Origin of the sequence: Streptomyces sp. A1136 (assembly GCF_004795055.1) — a bacterium.
Taxonomy (GTDB): Bacteria; Actinomycetota; Actinomycetes; order Streptomycetales; family Streptomycetaceae; genus Streptomyces.
Genome location: NZ_SSBJ01000002.1, coordinates 125,934 through 144,357, shown reverse-complemented (window position 1 = coordinate 144,357; position 18,424 = coordinate 125,934). Strand labels below are relative to the sequence as shown.

15 protein-coding genes are annotated in these 18,424 nt (G+C 72.2%); 14 read left to right on the top strand and 1 reads right to left on the bottom strand.

The features are described from left to right. The first annotated feature begins 1 nt into the window (after window position 1). The 12 genes from E6R62_RS02540 (at window position 2) to E6R62_RS02485 (ending at window position 14,887) form a co-directional block, all read left to right on the top strand. On the top strand, window positions 2–1,288 hold the full coding sequence (locus E6R62_RS02540) for a dihydroorotase (protein WP_136210896.1): 1,287 nt from the start codon (window positions 2–4) through the stop codon (window positions 1,286–1,288). Then, window positions 1,285–1,866, top strand: coding sequence for a hypothetical protein (locus E6R62_RS02535; protein ID WP_136210894.1), 582 nt, complete (start codon window positions 1,285–1,287; stop codon window positions 1,864–1,866). The genes E6R62_RS02540 and E6R62_RS02535 overlap by 4 nt, the downstream gene beginning before the upstream one ends. Next, window positions 1,863–3,020 carry a glutamine-hydrolyzing carbamoyl-phosphate synthase small subunit gene (carA, locus tag E6R62_RS02530; RefSeq protein WP_136210892.1) on the top strand — a complete coding sequence of 386 codons (1,158 nt, stop codon included), beginning with the start codon at window positions 1,863–1,865 and terminating at the stop codon, window positions 3,018–3,020. The genes E6R62_RS02535 and carA overlap by 4 nt, the downstream gene beginning before the upstream one ends. Then, window positions 3,013–6,321 carry a carbamoyl-phosphate synthase large subunit gene (gene carB, locus E6R62_RS02525; protein WP_136210890.1) on the top strand — a complete coding sequence of 1,103 codons (3,309 nt, stop codon included), beginning with the start codon at window positions 3,013–3,015 and terminating at the stop codon, window positions 6,319–6,321. The genes carA and carB overlap by 8 nt, the downstream gene beginning before the upstream one ends. 84 nt (window positions 6,322–6,405) lie before the next feature. Then, window positions 6,406–7,515 (top strand): quinone-dependent dihydroorotate dehydrogenase, encoded by a 1,110-nt coding sequence (locus E6R62_RS02520; RefSeq protein WP_136210888.1) that lies wholly within the window; start codon window positions 6,406–6,408, stop codon window positions 7,513–7,515. After that, window positions 7,512–8,366: an orotidine-5'-phosphate decarboxylase gene (gene pyrF / locus E6R62_RS02515; RefSeq protein WP_276615515.1), complete on the top strand. Its 855-nt coding sequence runs from the start codon at window positions 7,512–7,514 to the stop codon at window positions 8,364–8,366. Before E6R62_RS02520 ends, pyrF begins: the two co-directional genes overlap by 4 nt. A 300-nt stretch (window positions 8,367–8,666) precedes the next feature. Beyond that, the gene (locus E6R62_RS02510) at window positions 8,667–8,990 is read left to right on the top strand and encodes an integration host factor (protein ID WP_030234009.1); all 324 of its coding nucleotides are present in this window, start codon (window positions 8,667–8,669) and stop codon (window positions 8,988–8,990) included. 61 nt (window positions 8,991–9,051) lie between these two features. After that, window positions 9,052–9,615, top strand: a complete 564-nt coding sequence (gene gmk, locus E6R62_RS02505; protein ID WP_136210886.1) for a guanylate kinase — start codon at window positions 9,052–9,054, stop codon at window positions 9,613–9,615. Between the two features lie 61 nt (window positions 9,616–9,676). Next, window positions 9,677–9,949, top strand: a complete 273-nt coding sequence (rpoZ, locus tag E6R62_RS02500; RefSeq protein WP_030879741.1) for a DNA-directed RNA polymerase subunit omega — start codon at window positions 9,677–9,679, stop codon at window positions 9,947–9,949. Between the two features lie 98 nt (window positions 9,950–10,047). After that, window positions 10,048–11,262, top strand: coding sequence for a bifunctional phosphopantothenoylcysteine decarboxylase/phosphopantothenate--cysteine ligase CoaBC (gene coaBC / locus E6R62_RS02495; RefSeq protein ID WP_136210884.1), 1,215 nt, complete (start codon window positions 10,048–10,050; stop codon window positions 11,260–11,262). Between the two features lie 195 nt (window positions 11,263–11,457). Beyond that, a complete protein-coding gene (gene metK / locus E6R62_RS02490; protein WP_136210882.1) occupies window positions 11,458–12,666 on the top strand; it encodes a methionine adenosyltransferase in 1,209 nt (402 codons plus the stop codon). 88 nt (window positions 12,667–12,754) lie between these two features. Then, entirely contained in the window at window positions 12,755–14,887 is a 2,133-nt protein-coding gene (locus tag E6R62_RS02485) for a primosomal protein N' (RefSeq protein WP_136210880.1), read from the top strand. 144 nt (window positions 14,888–15,031) lie between these two features. Here E6R62_RS02485 and E6R62_RS02480 read toward each other — a convergent pair whose 3' ends face one another. After that, window positions 15,032–15,562, bottom strand: coding sequence for a hypothetical protein (locus E6R62_RS02480; protein ID WP_136210878.1), 531 nt, complete (start codon window positions 15,560–15,562; stop codon window positions 15,032–15,034). 250 nt (window positions 15,563–15,812) lie between these two features. Between E6R62_RS02480 and fmt the strand changes: the two genes are divergently transcribed. Both fmt and E6R62_RS02470 read left to right on the top strand, forming a co-directional pair. Then, on the top strand, window positions 15,813–16,757 hold the full coding sequence (gene fmt / locus E6R62_RS02475; RefSeq protein ID WP_136210876.1) for a methionyl-tRNA formyltransferase: 945 nt from the start codon (window positions 15,813–15,815) through the stop codon (window positions 16,755–16,757). 120 nt (window positions 16,758–16,877) lie between these two features. After that, window positions 16,878–18,386 (top strand): RsmB/NOP family class I SAM-dependent RNA methyltransferase, encoded by a 1,509-nt coding sequence (locus E6R62_RS02470; protein WP_136210874.1) that lies wholly within the window; start codon window positions 16,878–16,880, stop codon window positions 18,384–18,386. Window positions 18,387–18,424: the final 38 nt, after the last annotated feature.

Below are 18,424 nucleotides of genomic sequence, written 5' to 3'. Positions count from 1 at the left end.
CATGAGCAAGATCCTGATTCGCGGGGCGAAGGTACTCGGTGGCGAGGCGCAGGACGTCCTGATCGACGGCGAGACCATCGCGGAGGTCGGGCAGGACCTCTCCGCCGAGGGCGCGACCGTCATCGAGGCCGCCGGCCAGGTGCTCCTGCCGGGCCTGGTCGACCTGCACACCCACCTGCGCGAGCCCGGCCGCGAGGACTCCGAGACCGTCCTGACCGGCACCCGGGCCGCCGCCTCCGGCGGTTACACGGCCGTCTTCGCCATGGCGAACACCTTCCCGGTCGCCGACACCGCCGGTGTCGTCGAGCAGGTCTGGCGCCTGGGCAAGGAGTCCGGCTACTGCGACGTACAGCCCATCGGCGCCGTCACCGTCGGCCTGGAGGGCAAGCAGCTCGCGGAACTCGGCGCGATGCACGACTCCGCCGCGCACGTCACCGTCTTCTCCGACGACGGCAAGTGCGTGGACGACGCGGTGATCATGCGGCGCGCCCTGGAGTACGTGAAGGCCTTCGGCGGCGTCGTCGCGCAGCACGCCCAGGAGCCCCGGCTCACCGAGGGCGCCCAGATGAACGAGGGCGTCGTCTCCGCCGAGCTGGGTCTGGGCGGCTGGCCGGCCGTCGCCGAGGAGTCGATCATCGCCCGTGACGTGCTCCTCGCCGAGCACGTCGGCTCCCGCGTGCACATCTGCCACCTGTCCACCGCCGGCTCCGTCGAGATCGTCCGCTGGGCCAAGTCCCGCGGCATCGACGTCACCGCCGAGGTCACCCCGCACCACCTGCTCCTCACCGACGAGCTGGTGCGCTCGTACAACGCCGTCTACAAGGTCAACCCGCCGCTGCGCACCGAGCGCGACGTGACGGCCCTGCGCGAGGCGCTCGCCGACGGCACGATCGACATCGTCGCCACCGACCACGCCCCGCACCCGCACGAGGACAAGGACTGCGAGTGGGCCGCCGCCGCCATGGGCATGGTCGGCCTGGAGACCGCGCTCTCCGTCGTCCAGCAGACGATGGTGGAGACCGGTCTGCTCGACTGGGCGGGCGTGGCCCAGCGGATGTCCTTCGCCCCGGCGCGCATCGGCGGCCTGGAGAACCACGGCCGGCCCGTCTCGGCAGGTGAACCCGCGAACCTGACCTTGGTCGATACCTCGTACCGTGGTGTCGTGGACCCCGCACACTTCGCCTCCCGCAGCCGCAACACGCCTTACGAGGGCCGTGAGCTGCCGGGGCGCGTCACTCACACCTTCCTGCGGGGCCGGGCAACGGTCGTGGACGGGACGCTGGCGTGACACCTGCAGTAATCCAACTGGCCGCCGAGGCCGCCGAACGACACTCGGCGGAGGTGACGGACTGGGGCGCCCGCATCGCCTGGGTGATCGGTCTGCTCGTCTTCGTCGCGTTCGTCTACTGGCTGATGCGGCAGGGCTGGAAGTGGCGCGGCACCCTGCAGGGCGATCTGCCGGAGCTGCCCGCCGCCCCGGACGGTCTGCCCGCCCACCGGCTGGCGCTGACCGGCCGGTACCACGGGTCCACCACCGCCGGACAGTGGCTCGACCGGATCGTCGCGCACGGCCTGGGGGTGCGCAGCCGGGTCGAGCTCACGCTCACCGACGCGGGCCTCGACGTGGTCCGTCCGGGGGCCACCGACTTCTTCGTACCGGCCGCGCGGCTGCGCGGCGCCCGCCTCGACAAGGGGATCGCGGGCAAGGTACTCACCGAGGGCGGTCTGCTCGTCGTCACCTGGGCGCACGGCGACAAGCTGATCGACTCCGGATTCCGCTCCGACCGGGCGGCCGAACACGCCGCCTGGGTCGAAGCCATCAACCTCATGAACCCAACCATCACGACGGAAGGCGCCGAACGATGACGACCTCCACCAGGGGAGCAGCCAAAGCTCCCGCCGTACTCGTCCTGGAGGACGGTCGGATCTTCCGCGGCCGTGCCTACGGCGCCGTGGGGGAGACCTTCGGCGAGGCCGTGTTCTCCACCGGCATGACCGGCTACCAGGAGACCCTCACCGACCCGTCGTACCACCGGCAGGTCGTCGTGATGACCGCCCCGCACGTGGGCAACACCGGCGTCAACGACGAGGACCCCGAGTCCTCGCGCATCTGGGTCTCCGGGTACGTCGTGCGCGACCCCGCCCGCGTCCCGTCCAACTGGCGCTCGCGCCGGTCGCTGGACGAGGAGCTCGTCGCGCAGGGCGTCGTCGGCATCAGCGGAGTCGACACCCGCGCCCTGACCCGCCACCTGCGCGAGCGCGGCGCCATGCGCGTCGGCATCTTCTCCGGCGAGGCGGTGATGGACGACGCCGTACTGCTGGCGAAGGTCCAGGACGCCCCGCAGATGAAGGGCGCGAACCTCTCCGCCGAGGTCGCCACCAAGGAGGCCTACGTGGTCCCCGCCATCGGCGAGAAGAAGTTCACCGTGGCGGCCGTCGACCTCGGCATCAAGGGCATGACCCCGCAGCGGATGGCCGAGCGCGGCATCGAGGTGCACGTGCTGCCCGCCACCGCCACCGTCGAGGACGTGTACGCGGTCGAGCCGGACGGCGTGTTCTTCTCCAACGGCCCCGGCGACCCGGCCACCGCCGACCACGCGGTCTCCGTCATGCAGGGCGTCCTCGCCCGCAAGACGCCGCTCTTCGGCATCTGCTTCGGCAACCAGATCCTCGGCCGCGCCCTCGGCTTCGGCACCTACAAGCTGAAGTACGGCCACCGCGGGATCAACCAGCCCGTGCAGGACCGCACCACCGGCAAGGTCGAGATCACCGCGCACAACCACGGCTTCGCCGTCGACGCGCCCCTCGACAAGGTCTCCGAAACCCCCTTCGGCCGCGCCGAGGTCTCCCACCTCTGTCTCAACGACAACGTGGTGGAAGGGCTCCAGCTGCTCGACCAGCCGGCCTTCTCCGTCCAGTACCACCCCGAGGCGGCTGCCGGCCCGCACGACGCCGCGTACCTCTTCGACCGCTTCACGTCTTTGATGAACACCGTCCCGATGGAGGCCGAGCGTGCCTAAGCGCACCGATATCCAGTCCGTCCTGGTCATCGGCTCCGGCCCGATCGTCATCGGCCAGGCCGCCGAGTTCGACTACTCCGGCACCCAGGCCTGCCGCGTCCTCAAGGCCGAGGGCCTGCGGGTCATCCTGGTGAACTCCAACCCGGCGACGATCATGACCGACCCGGAGATCGCCGACGCCACCTACGTCGAGCCGATCACCCCCGAGTTCGTCGAGAAGATCATCGCCAAGGAGCGCCCCGACGCGCTCCTGCCCACCCTCGGCGGCCAGACCGCGCTGAACACGGCCATCTCCATGCACGAGCAGGGGGTGCTGGAGAAGTACGGCGTCGAGCTGATCGGCGCCAACGTCGAGGCCATCAACAAGGGCGAGGACCGCGACCTCTTCAAGGGCGTCGTCGAGGCCGTCAAGGGCAAGATCGGTTACGGCGAGTCCGCCCGCTCGGTCATCTGCCACTCGATGGACGACGTCATCCAGGGCGTGGAGACGCTCGGCGGCTACCCCGTCGTCGTCCGCCCCTCCTTCACCATGGGCGGCGCCGGCTCCGGCTTCGCCCACGACGAGGAGGAGCTGCGCCGCATCGCCGGCCAGGGCCTGACGCTCTCCCCGACCACCGAGGTGCTCCTGGAGGAGTCCATCCTCGGCTGGAAGGAGTACGAGCTGGAGCTGATGCGCGACACCAAGGACAACGTGGTCGTCGTCTGCTCCATCGAGAACTTCGACCCGATGGGCGTGCACACCGGCGACTCGATCACCGTCGCCCCGGCGATGACGCTGACCGACCGCGAGTACCAGCGCCTGCGCGACATCGGCATCGCGATCATCCGCGAGGTCGGCGTCGACACCGGCGGCTGCAACATCCAGTTCGCGATCGACCCGGTCGACGGCCGCGTCATCGTCATCGAGATGAACCCGCGCGTCTCGCGCTCCTCGGCCCTCGCCTCGAAGGCCACCGGCTTCCCGATCGCCAAGATCGCCGCCAAGCTGGCCATCGGGTACACGCTCGACGAGGTCCCCAACGACATCACCGAGAAGACGCCGGCCTCCTTCGAGCCGACCCTCGACTACGTCGTCGTCAAGGCCCCGCGCTTCGCCTTCGAGAAGTTCCCGGCCGCCGACGCCACCCTCACCACCACCATGAAGTCGGTCGGCGAGGCCATGGCCATCGGCCGCAACTTCACCGAGGCCCTGCAGAAGGCCCTGCGCTCGCTGGAGAAGAAGGGCTCGCAGTTCACCTTCGTCGGCGAGCCCGGCGACAAGGACGAGCTCCTCGCCACCGCCGTCCGCCCGACCGACGGCCGCATCAACACCGTCATGCAGGCCATCCGCGCCGGGGCCACCCAGGAGGAGGTCTTCGAGTCCACGAGGATCGACCCCTGGTTCGTCGACCAGCTCTTCCTCGTCAAGGAGATCGCGGACGACCTGGCCGCCGCCGAGAAGCTCCACCCCGAGCTGCTCGCCGAGGCCAAGCGCCACGGCTTCTCCGACGCCCAGATCGCCGAGATCCGCGGCCTGCGCGAGGACGTCGTGCGCGAGGTCCGCCACGCGTTGGGAGTCCGCCCGGTCTACAAGACGGTCGACACCTGCGCCGCCGAGTTCGCCGCGAAGACCCCGTACTTCTACTCGTCCTACGACGAGGAGTCCGAGGTCGCGCCCCGCACCAAGCCCGCGGTGATCATCCTGGGCTCCGGTCCCAACCGCATCGGCCAGGGCATCGAGTTCGACTACTCCTGCGTCCACGCCTCCTTCGCGCTCAGCGACGCCGGCTACGAGACCGTGATGGTCAACTGCAACCCGGAGACCGTCTCCACGGACTACGACACCTCCGACCGCCTGTACTTCGAGCCGCTGACGCTGGAAGACGTGCTGGAGATCGTCCACGCCGAGTCGCTGGCCGGCCCGATCGCGGGCGTCGTCGTCCAGCTCGGCGGCCAGACCCCCCTCGGTCTCGCCCAGGCGCTCAAGGACAACGGCGTCCCCGTCGTCGGCACCTCCCCCGAGGCCATCCACGCCGCCGAGGACCGCGGCGCCTTCGGCCAGGTCCTCGCCGAGGCCGGCCTGCCCGCGCCCAAGCACGGCACCGCCACCACCTTCGCGGGCGCCAAGGCCATCGCCGACGAGATCGGCTACCCGGTCCTGGTCCGTCCCTCGTACGTGCTCGGCGGCCGCGGCATGGAGATCGTCTACGACGAGACCCGGCTGGAGTCGTACATCGCCGAGTCCACCGAGATCTCCCCGACCCGCCCCGTGCTGGTCGACCGGTTCCTCGACGACGCGATCGAGATCGACGTCGACGCCCTCTACGACGGCAACGAGCTCTACCTCGGTGGGGTCATGGAGCACATCGAGGAGGCCGGCATCCACTCCGGCGACTCGGCCTGCGCCCTGCCCCCGATCACCCTCGGCGGCTACGACATCAAGCGCCTGCGCGCCTCCACCGAGGCCATCGCCAAGGGCGTCGGCGTCCGCGGCCTGATCAACATCCAGTTCGCGATGGCGGGTGACATCCTCTACGTCCTGGAGGCCAACCCCCGCGCGTCGCGCACCGTCCCCTTCACCTCGAAGGCGACCGCGGTGCCGCTCGCCAAGGCCGCCGCCCGCATCTCGCTCGGCTCCACCATCGCGGAGCTGCGCGCCGAGGGCATGCTTCCGAAGACCGGCGACGGCGGAACCCTGCCGCTGGACGCGCCGATCTCCGTCAAGGAGGCCGTCATGCCGTGGTCGCGCTTCCGCGACATCCACGGCCGCGGCGTCGACACCGTCCTCGGCCCGGAGATGCGCTCCACCGGCGAGGTCATGGGCATCGACACGGTCTTCGGCACGGCCTACGCCAAGTCGCAGGCCGGCGCCTACGGACCGCTGCCCACCAAGGGCCGGGCGTTCATCTCCGTCGCCAACCGCGACAAGCGCTCGATGATCTTCCCGGCGCGCGAGCTGGTCGCCCACGGCTTCGAGCTGATGGCCACCTCCGGCACCGCCGAGGTGCTGCGCCGCAACGGCATCAACGCCACCATCGTGCGCAAGCTCAGCGAGGGCGAGGGCCCGGACGGCGAGAAGACCGTCGTCCAGCTGATCCACGACGGCCAGGTCGACCTGATCGTCAACACGCCGTACGGCACGGGTGGCCGCCTCGACGGCTACGAGATCCGTACCGCGGCCGTGGCGCGCGGCGTCCCGTGCCTGACGACGGTCCAGGCGCTCGCCGCGGCCGTCCAGGGCATCGACGCGCTCAACCGCGGCGACGTCGGCGTCCGCTCCCTCCAGGAGCACGCCGAGCACCTGATCGCGGCCCGCGACTAGCAGCCCGTACGAGGAGGGGGACACCGGATTCGCGACAGCGACGGGTGTCCCCCTCTTCATGAGCGCAGAAGGACCACCACGCCGATGTACAAACTCTTCTTCGACCTCGTCTTCAAGCGGATGGACCCCGAGCGGGCCCACTACACCGCCTTCCGCTGGATCCGCCTCGCGGCCCGCACCCCCGTCCTGCGCACCTTCGCCGCGGCCGCCCTGGCCCCCCGGTACGAGGAGCTGCGCACCGAGGCGCTCGGGCTGCGCATGCACGGCCCCTTCGGCCTCGCGGCGGGCTTCGACAAGAACGCCGTCGCCATCGACGGCATGGCGATGCTCGGCTTCGACCACGTCGAGATCGGCACGGTCACGGCGCAGGCGCAGCCGGGCAACCCCAAGAAGCGGCTGTTCCGGCTCGTGCCGGACCGCGCGCTGATCAACCGGATGGGCTTCAACAACGAGGGCTCGGCCGCCGTCGCCCGGCGCCTGGCGGCACGCGAGGCGGTCTTCAAGACCGTGGTCGGCGTCAACATCGGCAAGACGAAGGTCGTCCCCGAGGAAGAGGCGGTGGCGGACTACGTCGCCTCCACCGAGCGCCTGGCCCGCCACGCCGACTACCTGGTCGTCAACGTCTCCTCGCCCAACACCCCGGGCCTGCGCAACCTCCAGGCCACCGAGTCCCTGCGCCCGCTGCTGAGCGCCGTACGGGAGGCCGCCGATCGCGTGGTGACCGACCGCCGGGTCCCGCTGTTGGTCAAGATCGCGCCCGACCTCGCCGACGAGGACGTGGACGCCGTCGCCGACCTCGCCCTGGAGCTCGGCCTGGACGGCATCATCGCGACGAACACCACCGTCGCCCGCGAGGGACTGGGGCTGAGGTCGGACCCCGCCCTCGTGAAGGAGACGGGCGGCCTGTCCGGCGCCCCGGTCAAGGCACGCTCCCTGGAGGTCCTGCGCCGCCTGTACGCCCGGGTGGGGGACCGGCTGGTCCTGGTCGGCGTCGGGGGCATCGAGAACGCCGAGGACGCCTGGCAGCGCATCCTGGCGGGCGCCACGCTCGTCCAGGGCTACAGCGCCTTCATCTACGAGGGCCCCGGCTACGCCCGCGCGATCCACAAGGGCCTGGCCCGGCGCCTGGCCGACAGCCCGTACGAGACGCTCGCCGACGCGGTGGGCGCCGAGACCCGGAAGGCCTCCCAGTGACCCACGAGACCCCTGTGACCCCCTTCGGCGCCCGCCTGCGGGCGGCGATGGACTCCCGAGGCCCGCTGTGCGTCGGCATCGACCCGCACGCCGCCCTGCTGGCGTCCTGGGGCCTGGACGACGACATCGCGGGGCTGGAGACCTTCTCGCGCACGGTCGTGGAGGCCCTCGCGGACTCGGTCGCCGTCTTCAAGCCGCAGGCCGCCTTCTTCGAGCGGTTCGGCTCGCGGGGCATCGCGGTGCTGGAGCGGACCGTGGCCGACGCCCGGGCGGCCGGGACGCTGGTCGTCATGGACGCCAAGCGCGGGGACATCGGCTCGACGATGGCCGCCTACGCCGAGACGTTCCTCTCGCCGGGCTCGCCGCTGTTCTCCGACGCCCTGACGGTCTCCCCGTACCTCGGCTACGGCTCCCTCGCCCCCGCGGTGGACCTGGCCCGCCGCTCGGGCGCCGGGCTCTTCGTGCTGGCGCTCACCTCCAACCCCGAGGGGGCGGAGGTCCAGCGGGCGGTGCGCTCCGACGGCCGGTCGATCGGCGCGACGATGCTGGCCCACCTCGCGGCGGAGAACGCGGGGGCCGAGCCGATGGGCTCCTTCGGGGCCGTCGTCGGCGCCACCCTCGGCGACCTCTCCTCCTTCGACCTGGACATCAACGGCCCGCTCCTGGCGCCCGGCATCGGCGCGCAGGGCGCCACCGCCGCCGACCTCCCCGCGGTCTTCGGCGCGGCCGTCGGCAACGTCGTCCCCAACGTCTCGCGGGGCGTCCTGGGCCACGGCCCGGACCCGGCCGCCCTGCGAGCGGCGGCGGCCGGCTTCGCGGCCGAGATCCGCGCGGCGATCCCCTCCGCCTGAACGGGTGCGGTGAGCTGCGACGGACTCCGAGGAGGGAGTCCGTCGCACCGCTTGACGAAATCCGAACGTCCTTCACCGGACAAAACCGGGGTAGTTTGTCCGTGATGTACGTTTCAACGGAGGCTGACCAGGACTTTTCGTCCGTTCTCGCTGACTGGAGCGGCCCAGGCCGCTAGTCTCCGAGCAGAGTCAACGAACAGCGGAGCAGGATCGCCGCTGTTCGGGAGCTCGCCTGGTGTGGTGCCTCCCGGCTCCGCGCCGGTCCGTATCCGACAGTTCGACATCCGAGGTGACGTAGGCGTGGCTCTTCCGCCCCTTACCCCTGAACAGCGCGCAGCAGCGCTCGAAAAGGCCGCCGCGGCTCGCCGGGAGCGGGCCGAGGTGAAGAATCGACTCAAGCATTCCGGCGCCTCCCTCCACGACGTGATCAAGACGGGACAGGAGAACGACGTCATCGGCAAGATGAAGGTCTCCGCCCTTCTCGAGTCGCTGCCCGGCGTGGGCAAGGTCCGCGCCAAGCAGATCATGGAGCGCCTCGGCATCTCCGAATCCCGGCGTGTCCGAGGTCTCGGCTCCAACCAGATCGCCTCTCTGGAGCGTGAGTTCGGCGGTAGCGGCGCCTGAGGCGTCGCCCGAAGTTCTCCCGGCGTTCTCAGGCAGTCCCTGGAACCTGGATAATCGCTCTATGGCAGCAGAGGTTCGTCCGCGGCTGACCGTGCTCTCCGGCCCCTCAGGGGTCGGCAAGAGCACGGTCGTCGCGCATATGCGCAAGGTCCACCCCGAGGTATGGCTCTCGGTGTCGGCCACCACCCGCAAGCCGCGACCCGGTGAGCGACACGGTGTCCACTACTTCTTCGTCGGCGACGACGAGTTCGACAAGCTGATCGCCAACGGCGAGCTGCTGGAGTGGGCCGAGTTCGCGGGCAACCGCTACGGCACGCCGCGCGGCGCGGTACTGGAACGCCTGGAGAACGGTGAGCCGGTCCTGCTGGAGATCGACCTCCAAGGCGCTCGGCTCGTCCGCCAGTCGATGCCGGAGGCCCAGCTGGTCTTCCTCGCGCCGCCGAGCTGGGACGAGCTGGTCCGCCGCCTCACCGGCCGCGGTACCGAGTCGGCCGAGGTCATCGAGCGCCGCCTGGGCGCCGCCAAGATCGAACTTGCTGCCGAAACCGAGTTCGACACCACCCTGGTCAACACCTCCGTCGAGGACGTGGCGCGTGAGCTGCTAGCCTTGATGGACGTTGTCTGATCGTTGTTCGGTATTTGTCCGAACGACGCAAGATCTTTCACCCATCTTCGGAAGGTAGAGCGTGTCCTCTTCCATGACTGCGCCCGAGGGCATCATCAACCCGCCGATCGACGAGCTGCTCGAGGCCACGGACTCGAAGTACAGCCTCGTGATCTACGCGGCCAAGCGCGCGCGTCAGATCAACGCGTACTACTCGCAGCTCGGTGAGGGCCTGCTCGAGTACGTCGGCCCGCTGGTGGACACCCACGTCCACGAGAAGCCGCTTTCGATCGCGCTGCGCGAGATCAACGCGGGTCTGCTGACCTCCGAGGCCATCGAGGCCCCGGCCCAGTAAGGCACCAGGAATTCCTTTCACCACAGGCCCGGCAGAACATCTGCCGGGCCTGTGGTGTGTCATAGGTGCAGAGATGGTTCCTCGAAGGGGAGTGCGTGGTGGGTAAGCCGAAGGTCGTGCTGGGGGTCAGCGGCGGTATCGCCGCCTACAAGGCGTGCGAGCTGCTGCGCCGGCTGACCGAGTCCGGCCACGACGTACGCGTGGTGCCGACGGCCGCGTCGCTGAACTTCGTCGGCGAGGCCACCTGGGCCGCGCTGTCCGGCAATCGGGCCTCCACCGAGGTCTGGGAGAGCGTCCACGACGTCCCGCACGTACGGATCGGGCAGGGCGCCGACCTCGTCGTCGTCGCCCCGGCCACCGCCGACATGCTGGCCAAGGCCGCCCACGGACTGGCCGACGACCTGCTCACCAACACCCTCCTCACCGCCCGCTGTCCCGTGGTCTTCGCACCCGCGATGCACACCGAGATGTGGGAGCACCCCGCCACCCGGGAGAACGTGGCCACGCTGCGCCGGCGCGGCGCCGTCGTCATCGAGCCCGCCGTCGGCCGGCTCACCGGCAAGGACACCGGGAAAGGACGGCTGCCCGACCCCGACGAGATCTTCGAGGTGTGCCGTCGGGTCCTCGCCCGGGGCGCCGGTGAGCAGGACCTGGCCGGGCGGCACGTGGTGATCAGCGCCGGGGGCACCCGGGAACCGCTGGACCCGGTCCGCTTCCTCGGCAACCGTTCCTCGGGCAAGCAGGGCTACGCGCTCGCCCGGACCGCCGTCGCGCGCGGTGCCCGGGTCACCCTCGTCGCGGCCAACACCGCGCTGGCCGACCCCGCCGGCGCGGACGTCGTACGGGTCGGGACGGCCCTCCAGCTCCGGGAGGCGGTGCTCAAGGCGGCCGCCGACGCCGACGCCGTGGTGATGGCCGCGGCCGTCGCGGACTTCCGGCCCGCCCGTTACGCGGGGGGCAAGATCAAGAAGCAGGACGGGCAGGACCCCGAGCCGGTGGCGCTCGTCCGCAACCCCGACGTGTTGGCGGAGATCTCCGCGGAGCGGGCCCGCGAGGGTCAGGTGGTGGTCGGCTTCGCCGCCGAGACCGACGACGTCCTCGCCAACGGGAGGGCCAAGCTCCGGCGCAAGGGATGTGACCTGCTCGTGATCAATGAGGTCGGCGAATCGAAGACCTTCGGTTCAGAGGACAACGAAGCGGTCATCCTTTCCTCCGATGGCTGCGAGACCGCCATCCCGCATGGACCGAAGGAAGTCCTGGCCGACGCGATCTGGGACCAGGTCGCCCCGCGCCTGACGCCCCGACGCGCCTGAGCGGATCGCCTTCCCGACGGCGAGTCCGTACGCCAGAATGTAGTGCCGCAGGTCACACGCCTCCCACAAGGCGAGACGGGTGGTCCGGCAAACGGTGGCGACCGATAAACTGCACTTGGAGCACGACCGGGAGCAGCCCCCGGTAAGGTTCCGCCAAATGATCAGCCAGCAGCCGCTGCAACCCCAGGGAGCGTTGTGTCCCGTCGCCTGTTTACCTCGGAGTCCGTGACCGAGGGTCACCCCGACAAGATCGCTGACCAGATCAGCGACACGATCCTCGACGCGCTCCTCACCGAGGACCCGACCTCGCGTGTGGCCGTGGAGACCCTCATCACCACCGGTCTCGTGCACATCGCGGGCGAGGTGACGACGAAGGCGTACGCGCCGATCGCGCAGCTCGTCCGCGACAAGATCCTGGAGATCGGCTACGACTCCTCGAAGAAGGGCTTCGACGGCGCCTCCTGTGGCGTGTCGGTGTCCATCGGCGCGCAGTCGCCCGACATCGCCCAGGGTGTCGACACCGCCTACGAGCAGCGCGTCGAAGGCGACGAGGACGAGCTGGACAAGCAGGGCGCCGGCGACCAGGGCCTGATGTTCGGCTACGCCTGCGACGAGACGCCCGAGCTGATGCCGCTCCCGATCCACATCGCGCACCGGCTCTCCCGCCGGCTCTCCGAGGTCCGCAAGAACGGGACCATCCCGTACCTGCGCCCCGACGGCAAGACGCAGGTCACCATCGAGTACGACGGTGACAAGGCCGTCCGCCTCGACACCGTCGTCGTGTCCTCGCAGCACGCCGCCGACATCGACCTGGACTCGCTCCTCGCGCCGGACATCCGCGAGTTCGTCGTCGAGCACGTGCTCGCGCAGCTCATCGAGGACGGGATCAAGCTGGACACCGAGGGCTACCGGCTCCTGGTGAACCCGACCGGTCGTTTCGAGATCGGTGGTCCGATGGGTGACGCGGGCCTGACCGGCCGCAAGATCATCATCGACACCTACGGCGGCATGGCCCGTCACGGCGGCGGCGCGTTCTCCGGCAAGGACCCGTCCAAGGTCGACCGTTCCGCCGCGTACGCGATGCGCTGGGTCGCGAAGAACGTGGTCGCCGCCGGTCTCGCCTCGCGCTGCGAGGTGCAGGTCGCGTACGCCATCGGCAAGGCCGAGCCCGTCGGCCTCTTCGTGGAGACCTTCGGCACCGCCAAGGTCGACACGGCGAAGATCGAGGAGGCCATCGGTCAGGTCTTCGACCTGCGCCCGGCCGCGATCATCCGCGACCTGGACCTGCTGCGGCCCATCTACGCGCAGACCGCCGCCTACGGCCACTTCGGCCGCGAGCTGCCGGACTTCACCTGGGAACGCACCGACCGCGTCGACGCCCTGCGCACCGCCGCCGGCCTGTAGACACGTTCTCCCCGCGAGGCCCCGGACCGAGAGGTTCCGGGGCCTCGCGCATGTCCGGGTGTCGGTGGCGTTTGGTAAGAATGCGGGTGTGAGCAGCGCGGACGAGTCGGATCAGCGGGACGGGGAGCGGGACCCCGGCGGCCCGCCGGAACAGCTCGCGCTCATCCGGGACATCGTGGCCGGGGCGAAGGCCAAAGCCCCCAAGGCCAAGCCGCGGACCTGGCGCGGGGCGGCCCTCGCCGAGGAACTGCCCGTCGCCCGTGTCCTCGTCAACAAGGGCGTGCTCCACCTCGACCAGCTGTGGGACTACGCGGTGCCCGCCGAGCTGGCCGAGGCCGCGCGGCCCGGCGTGCGCGTCCGGGTCCGCTTCGGCGCCGGCTCCCACCAGGTGCACGGCGGCCGCCGCGAGGGCGGTGGCCTGATCGACGGCTTCATCGTCGAGCGGCGCGCCGAGTCCGACTACAACGGCGCGCTGGCCGCGATCGCCCAGGTGGTCTCCTCCGAGGTCGTCCTCACCCCCGCCCTGTTGGCGCTCGCACGGGCCGTCGCCGACCGGTACGCGGGCAGCCTGGCCGACGTCCTCCAGCTCGCCCTGCCCCCGCGCAGCGCCCGTGCCGAGGCGAAGCCGTCGCCGGAACCGCTGCCGCCGCCCCCCGCGCCCGACCCCGGCGGCTGGGAGCGGTACGGGGCGGGCCCGGCCTTCCTGCGGGCCCTGGCCGGCGGAGGCAGTCCGCGCGCCGTGTGGACGGCCCTGCCCGGCCCCGGCTGGGCCGACGAACTCGCCCGCGCCATGGCCGCCACCCTCGCCTCCGGCCGGGGGGCCCTCGCCGTCCTGCCCGACGGGCGGACCGCCGCCCGGGTGGACGCGGCGCTCACCGCCCTGCTCGGCGAGGGCCGGCACGCGCTGTTGACCGCCGAATCGGGGCCGGAGAAACGCTACCGCCAATGGCTCGCCGTCAGCCGGGGTTCGGTGCGGGCCGTCGTCGGCACGCGCGCCGCGATGTTCGCGCCCGTGCGCGACCTCGGGCTGGTCGCCGTCTGGGACGACGGGGACTCCAGCCACAGCGACGACCACGCGCCGTTCCCGCACGTCCGCGAGGTACTGGAACTGCGCGCGGTGAACGACGGCTGCGCCTTCCTGGCCGGCGGCACGAGCTGCACCGTCGAGGCGGCCCAACTGGTCGAGTCCGGTTGGGCGCGGCCCCTGGTCGCCGACCGCGCGACGGTACGGGCCTGCGCGCCCCGGATCAGGACCGTCGGGGACGAACTGCTGGCCCGGGACGAGGCGGCGCGCGCCGCGAGGCTGCCGAGCCTGGCCTGGGAGACGGTGCGCGAGGGGCTCAAGAGCGGGCCCGTCCTGGTGCAGGTGCCCCGGCGGGGCTACGTGCCCCGGCTGGCCTGCGAGCGCTGTCGGACCCCGGCACGCTGCCGGGCCTGCGCGGGGCCCCTGGAGGCCCCCGACGAGCGGGACCTGCGGTGCGGGTGGTGCGGGCGCGGCGAGCCGTCCTGGCACTGCGAGGAATGCGGGTCGTTCCGGTTGCGGGCCCGGGTGGTCGGTGCCGGGCGCACCGCCGAGGAGCTGGGACGCGCTTTCCCGGCCGTGCCCGTGCGCACCTCCGGCCGCGATCACGTGCTGGACGAGGTGCCGGACCGGCCCGCGCTGGTGGTGTGCACCCCGGGCGCGGAACCCGTCGCCGCCGGCGCCGGGTACGCGGCGGCGCTGCTGCTCGACGGTTGGGCCATGCTCGGCCGGTCCGACCTGCGGGCCGGGGAGGAGGCGCTGCGGCGCTGGATCGGCGCCGCCTCGCTGGTCCGCGGGGAGGGGCAGGTGGTGGTCGTCGCCGAACCGACGTTGCGGCCGGTGCAGGCGTTGGTGCGCTGGGACCCGGTGGGGCACGCCGTGCGGGAGCTCGCGGAGCGGGCCCAGCTCGGCTTCCCGCCGGTGTCCCGGATGGCGGCGGTGGCCGGACGGCCCGAGGCGCTGGAGGCGTTCCTCGCCGCCGCGGAACTGCCGGCCGACGCCGAGGTCCTGGGCCCGGTGCCGCTGCCCGGCCGGCGCGGTACGCCGTCGCCGGGGGAGCGGGTCCTGATCAGGGTCCGGCCCGGCAGCGGGGCGGAGCTGGCGAGGGCCCTGAAGAAGGCGCAGGCCGCCCGTCTGGCGCGCGGGGTGACGCCCGCGGAAGCGGTACGCATCAGGATCGACCCGCCGGACATCGGCTGAAGGAGCCGCCGCGGGAGTCCCGGACCGGGACCGCCCCCGGCGGGAGCGGTCTCCGGTGGAGGACCGCGGCGGGCCGGGGGCGGGGGTGTCACGGCGGGGAGTGCCCGGCCGTCAGGGGTCGGCGTCCCGGCGGCGGGCCGCGGGTCAGCCGTTGCGCGGGCCGGGGAACGCGGGCGAGCGGGACGCCGCCGCACCCTGCGCCCCGGCGGCCGACTCCTCGCGTACGGGCTGCGGGGGGACGGAGCGCGCCGCCGGGATGGTGGGGAGCGGCCCCAGGGTCCGGGTGGTCGTCCCGTCCGCCGGAACCTCCACCGTCTCGGCGGGCTGGGCGCGCCGGGCCCCGTAGCGACGGTGCACGGCCTGCTTGGTGACGCCGAGCGCCGAGCCGACGGCGTCCCAGGAGAAGCCGAGCGAGCGGTCGAAGTCCACCGCGGCGGTGACCAGCGTCTCGACGCTGTCCCGCAGTTCCTGCGCGAGCCGTACGGTGGGCGCGGGAGCCCTGCCGTAGACGACGAAGCCCGTGGAGGGACCGGAGCGGCGCGGACGGTACACGTTGCCGAGCTGGGCGGTGAGCGTACGCAGAGCATCCACCTGTCGGCGGACCCGCTCGATGTCCCGCACCAGGAGATGCAGGCTGGCCCGTGCTTGGGCGTCGTGGGTGGCGTGGTCGGCCATGAAGAAGCCTCTCGAACCGGTGCTTAAGAGCGGATCGGGCCACGAACACCGTTCTCAATCGCGGCCCGTTTCGGTCAATCTCTCTTGACCAACGCGTCAGCGGGCGCCCAGGTCACGCTCTGGGGGCGTGTCGGCATATGCGAGAGGCGCGCGCGTATCGGCACGCCCCCGGGCGCACCAAGTGGGAGGTACGCCGGGCGGCCCATAGACTGGTGCGCTGCTGACAGCCGAGATAGCGAGGTAGGACCCAGTGAAGCTCGTCTTCGCAGGCACCCCCGAGGTCGCCGTACCCGCCCTGGACGCCCTGATCGCCTCCGGGCGCCACGAGGTCGCGGCCGTCGTCACCCGCCCCGACGCCCCGGCCGGGCGGGGCCGCCGGCTCGTCGCGAGCCCCGTCGCCGAGCGCGCCGAGGAGGCCGGGATCGAGGTCCTCAAGCCGGCGCGCCCGCGCGACCCGGACTTCCAGGAGCGGCTGCGCGAGATCGCGCCGGACTGCTGCCCCGTCGTCGCCTACGGCGCGCTGCTCCCCAAGAGCGCCCTGGACATCCCCAAGCACGGCTGGGTCAACCTGCACTTCTCCCTGCTGCCCGCGTGGCGCGGCGCCGCGCCCGTACAGCACTCGATCATGGCGGGCGACGAGGTCACCGGCGCCTCGACCTTCCTCATCGAGGAGGGGCTGGACTCCGGCCCGGTCTACGGCCACCTGACCGAGGAGATCCGGCCCACCGACACCAGCGGCGACCTGCTGACCCGTCTCGCCTTCGCGGGGTCGGGCCTGCTCCTGGCCACCATGGACGGCATCGAGGACGGCACCCTGCGCGCGCTGCCGCAGCCGGGCGACGGGATCTCCCTCGCGCCCAAGATCACGGTCGAGGACGCCCGCGTCGACTGGAACGCCCCCGCGATGCGCGCCGACCGCGTGGTGCGCGGCTGTACCCCCGCGCCGGGCGCGTGGACCGTGTTCCGCGGTGAGCGCCTCAAGCTGATCTCGGTCGCGCCGGTGCCCGACCGTACGGAGCTGGAGCCCGGCGTACTCGCTCCCGCCAAGAACAACGTCTTCGTCGGCACCGGCTCGCACGCCGTGGAACTGCTCTGGGTACAGCCGCAGGGCAAGAAGCCGATGAAGGGCGCCGACTGGGCGCGCGGGGTGCGGATCGCGCCCGGCGAGCGGCTGGGCGGAGCCGACGTAGGCTGATACAGGTCGCGCGGCCCTTTCCCACCGCCTTTCCGCACCACCTTCCACAGCACATTCCGCACCGCCTGCCCCACCTATTTCGTCACCCCAGGCATTACGTACAACCGGAGCACCTTTCACGTGAGCGAACAGCCTCGTCAGCCCCGTCAGCCCCGTCGGCGGACCGCCGCCGGCGGCAACGGCAAGCCGTCCGGCCCCCAGGGCGGCAAGCAGGGCAAGCCCTACCGCCGGCCGCAGAAGGACCCCGTCCGGATGCTGGCCTTCGAGGTGCTGCGGGCGGTGGACGAGCGGGACGCGTACGCGAACCTCGTGCTGCCACCGTTGCTGCGCAAGGCCCGCCAGGACGAGAGCTTCCAGGCGCGCGACGCCGCCCTGGCCACCGAGCTGGTGTACGGGACGCTGCGCCGGCAGGGCACGTACGACGCGGTGATCAAGGCGTGCATCGACCGGCCGCTGCGCGAGGTCGACCCGCCCGTTCTGGACGTGCTGTCGCTCGGCGCGCACCAGCTGCTGGGCACCCGCATCCCCCCGCACGCGGCCGTCTCGGCGAGCGTGGAGCTGGCCCGCGTCGTGCTCGGGGACGGGCGCGCGAAGTTCGTCAACGCCGTCTTGCGCAAGATCACCGCGCACGACCTGGAGGGGTGGCTGGAGCGGGTCGCGCCGCCGTACGAGGACGACGCCGAGGAGCACCTCGCGGTCTACCACTCGCATCCGCGCTGGGTCGTCAGCGCCCTGTGGGACGCGCTGGGCGGCGGCCGGGCCGGCATCGAGGACCTCCTGGAGGCCGACAACGAGCGGCCCGAGGTCACCCTCGTCGCCCGCCCGGGCCGCTCCACGCCCGAGGAGCTGCTGGAGGCGGTCGGCGAGGAGTCCGCCCTGCCGGGGCGCTGGTCCCCGTACGCGGTGAGGATGGCCGAGGGCGGCGAGCCGGGCGCCCTGGAGGCGGTGCGCGAGGGCCGGGCCGGGGTGCAGGACGAGGGCAGCCAACTGGTGGCGATGGCCCTGGCGGCGGCGCCCGTGGAGGGCCGCGACGAGCGCTGGCTCGACGGCTGCGCCGGACCCGGCGGCAAGGCCGCCCTGCTCGGGGCGCTGGCGGCGCAGCGCGGGGCGTTCCTGCTGGCCTCCGAGAAGCAGCCGCACCGCGCGCGCCTGGTGGAGAAGGCGCTGGCCGGCAACCCCGGCCCGTACCAGGTCATCGCGGCCGACGGCACCCGCCCCCCGTGGCTGCCGGGCTCCTTCGACCGGGTCCTGGTGGACGTCCCCTGCTCGGGCCTCGGCGCGCTGCGCCGGCGCCCCGAGGCGCGGTGGCGGCGCCGGCCCGAGGACCTGGAGGGCTTCGCGCCGCTCCAGCGCGGGCTGCTGCGGGAGGCGCTGGCGGCGGTACGGGTGGGCGGCGTCGTGGGCTACGCGACCTGCTCCCCGCACCTGGCGGAGACCCGGGTCGTGGTGGACGACGTCCTCAAGGGCCGGGGCGCGGGCGCGTCGGCCCGGGTGTCGGCCGAACTGATCGACGCGCGCCCGTACATGTCCGGCGTCCCGGCCCTCGGCGACGGTCCGGACGTCCAGCTCTGGCCCCACCTCCACGGCACGGACGCCATGTACCTGGCCCTCCTCCGCCGCACGGCGTAGCGCTCCCTCCCGGCAGCCCCGCCCATTGCCCGGCCGAA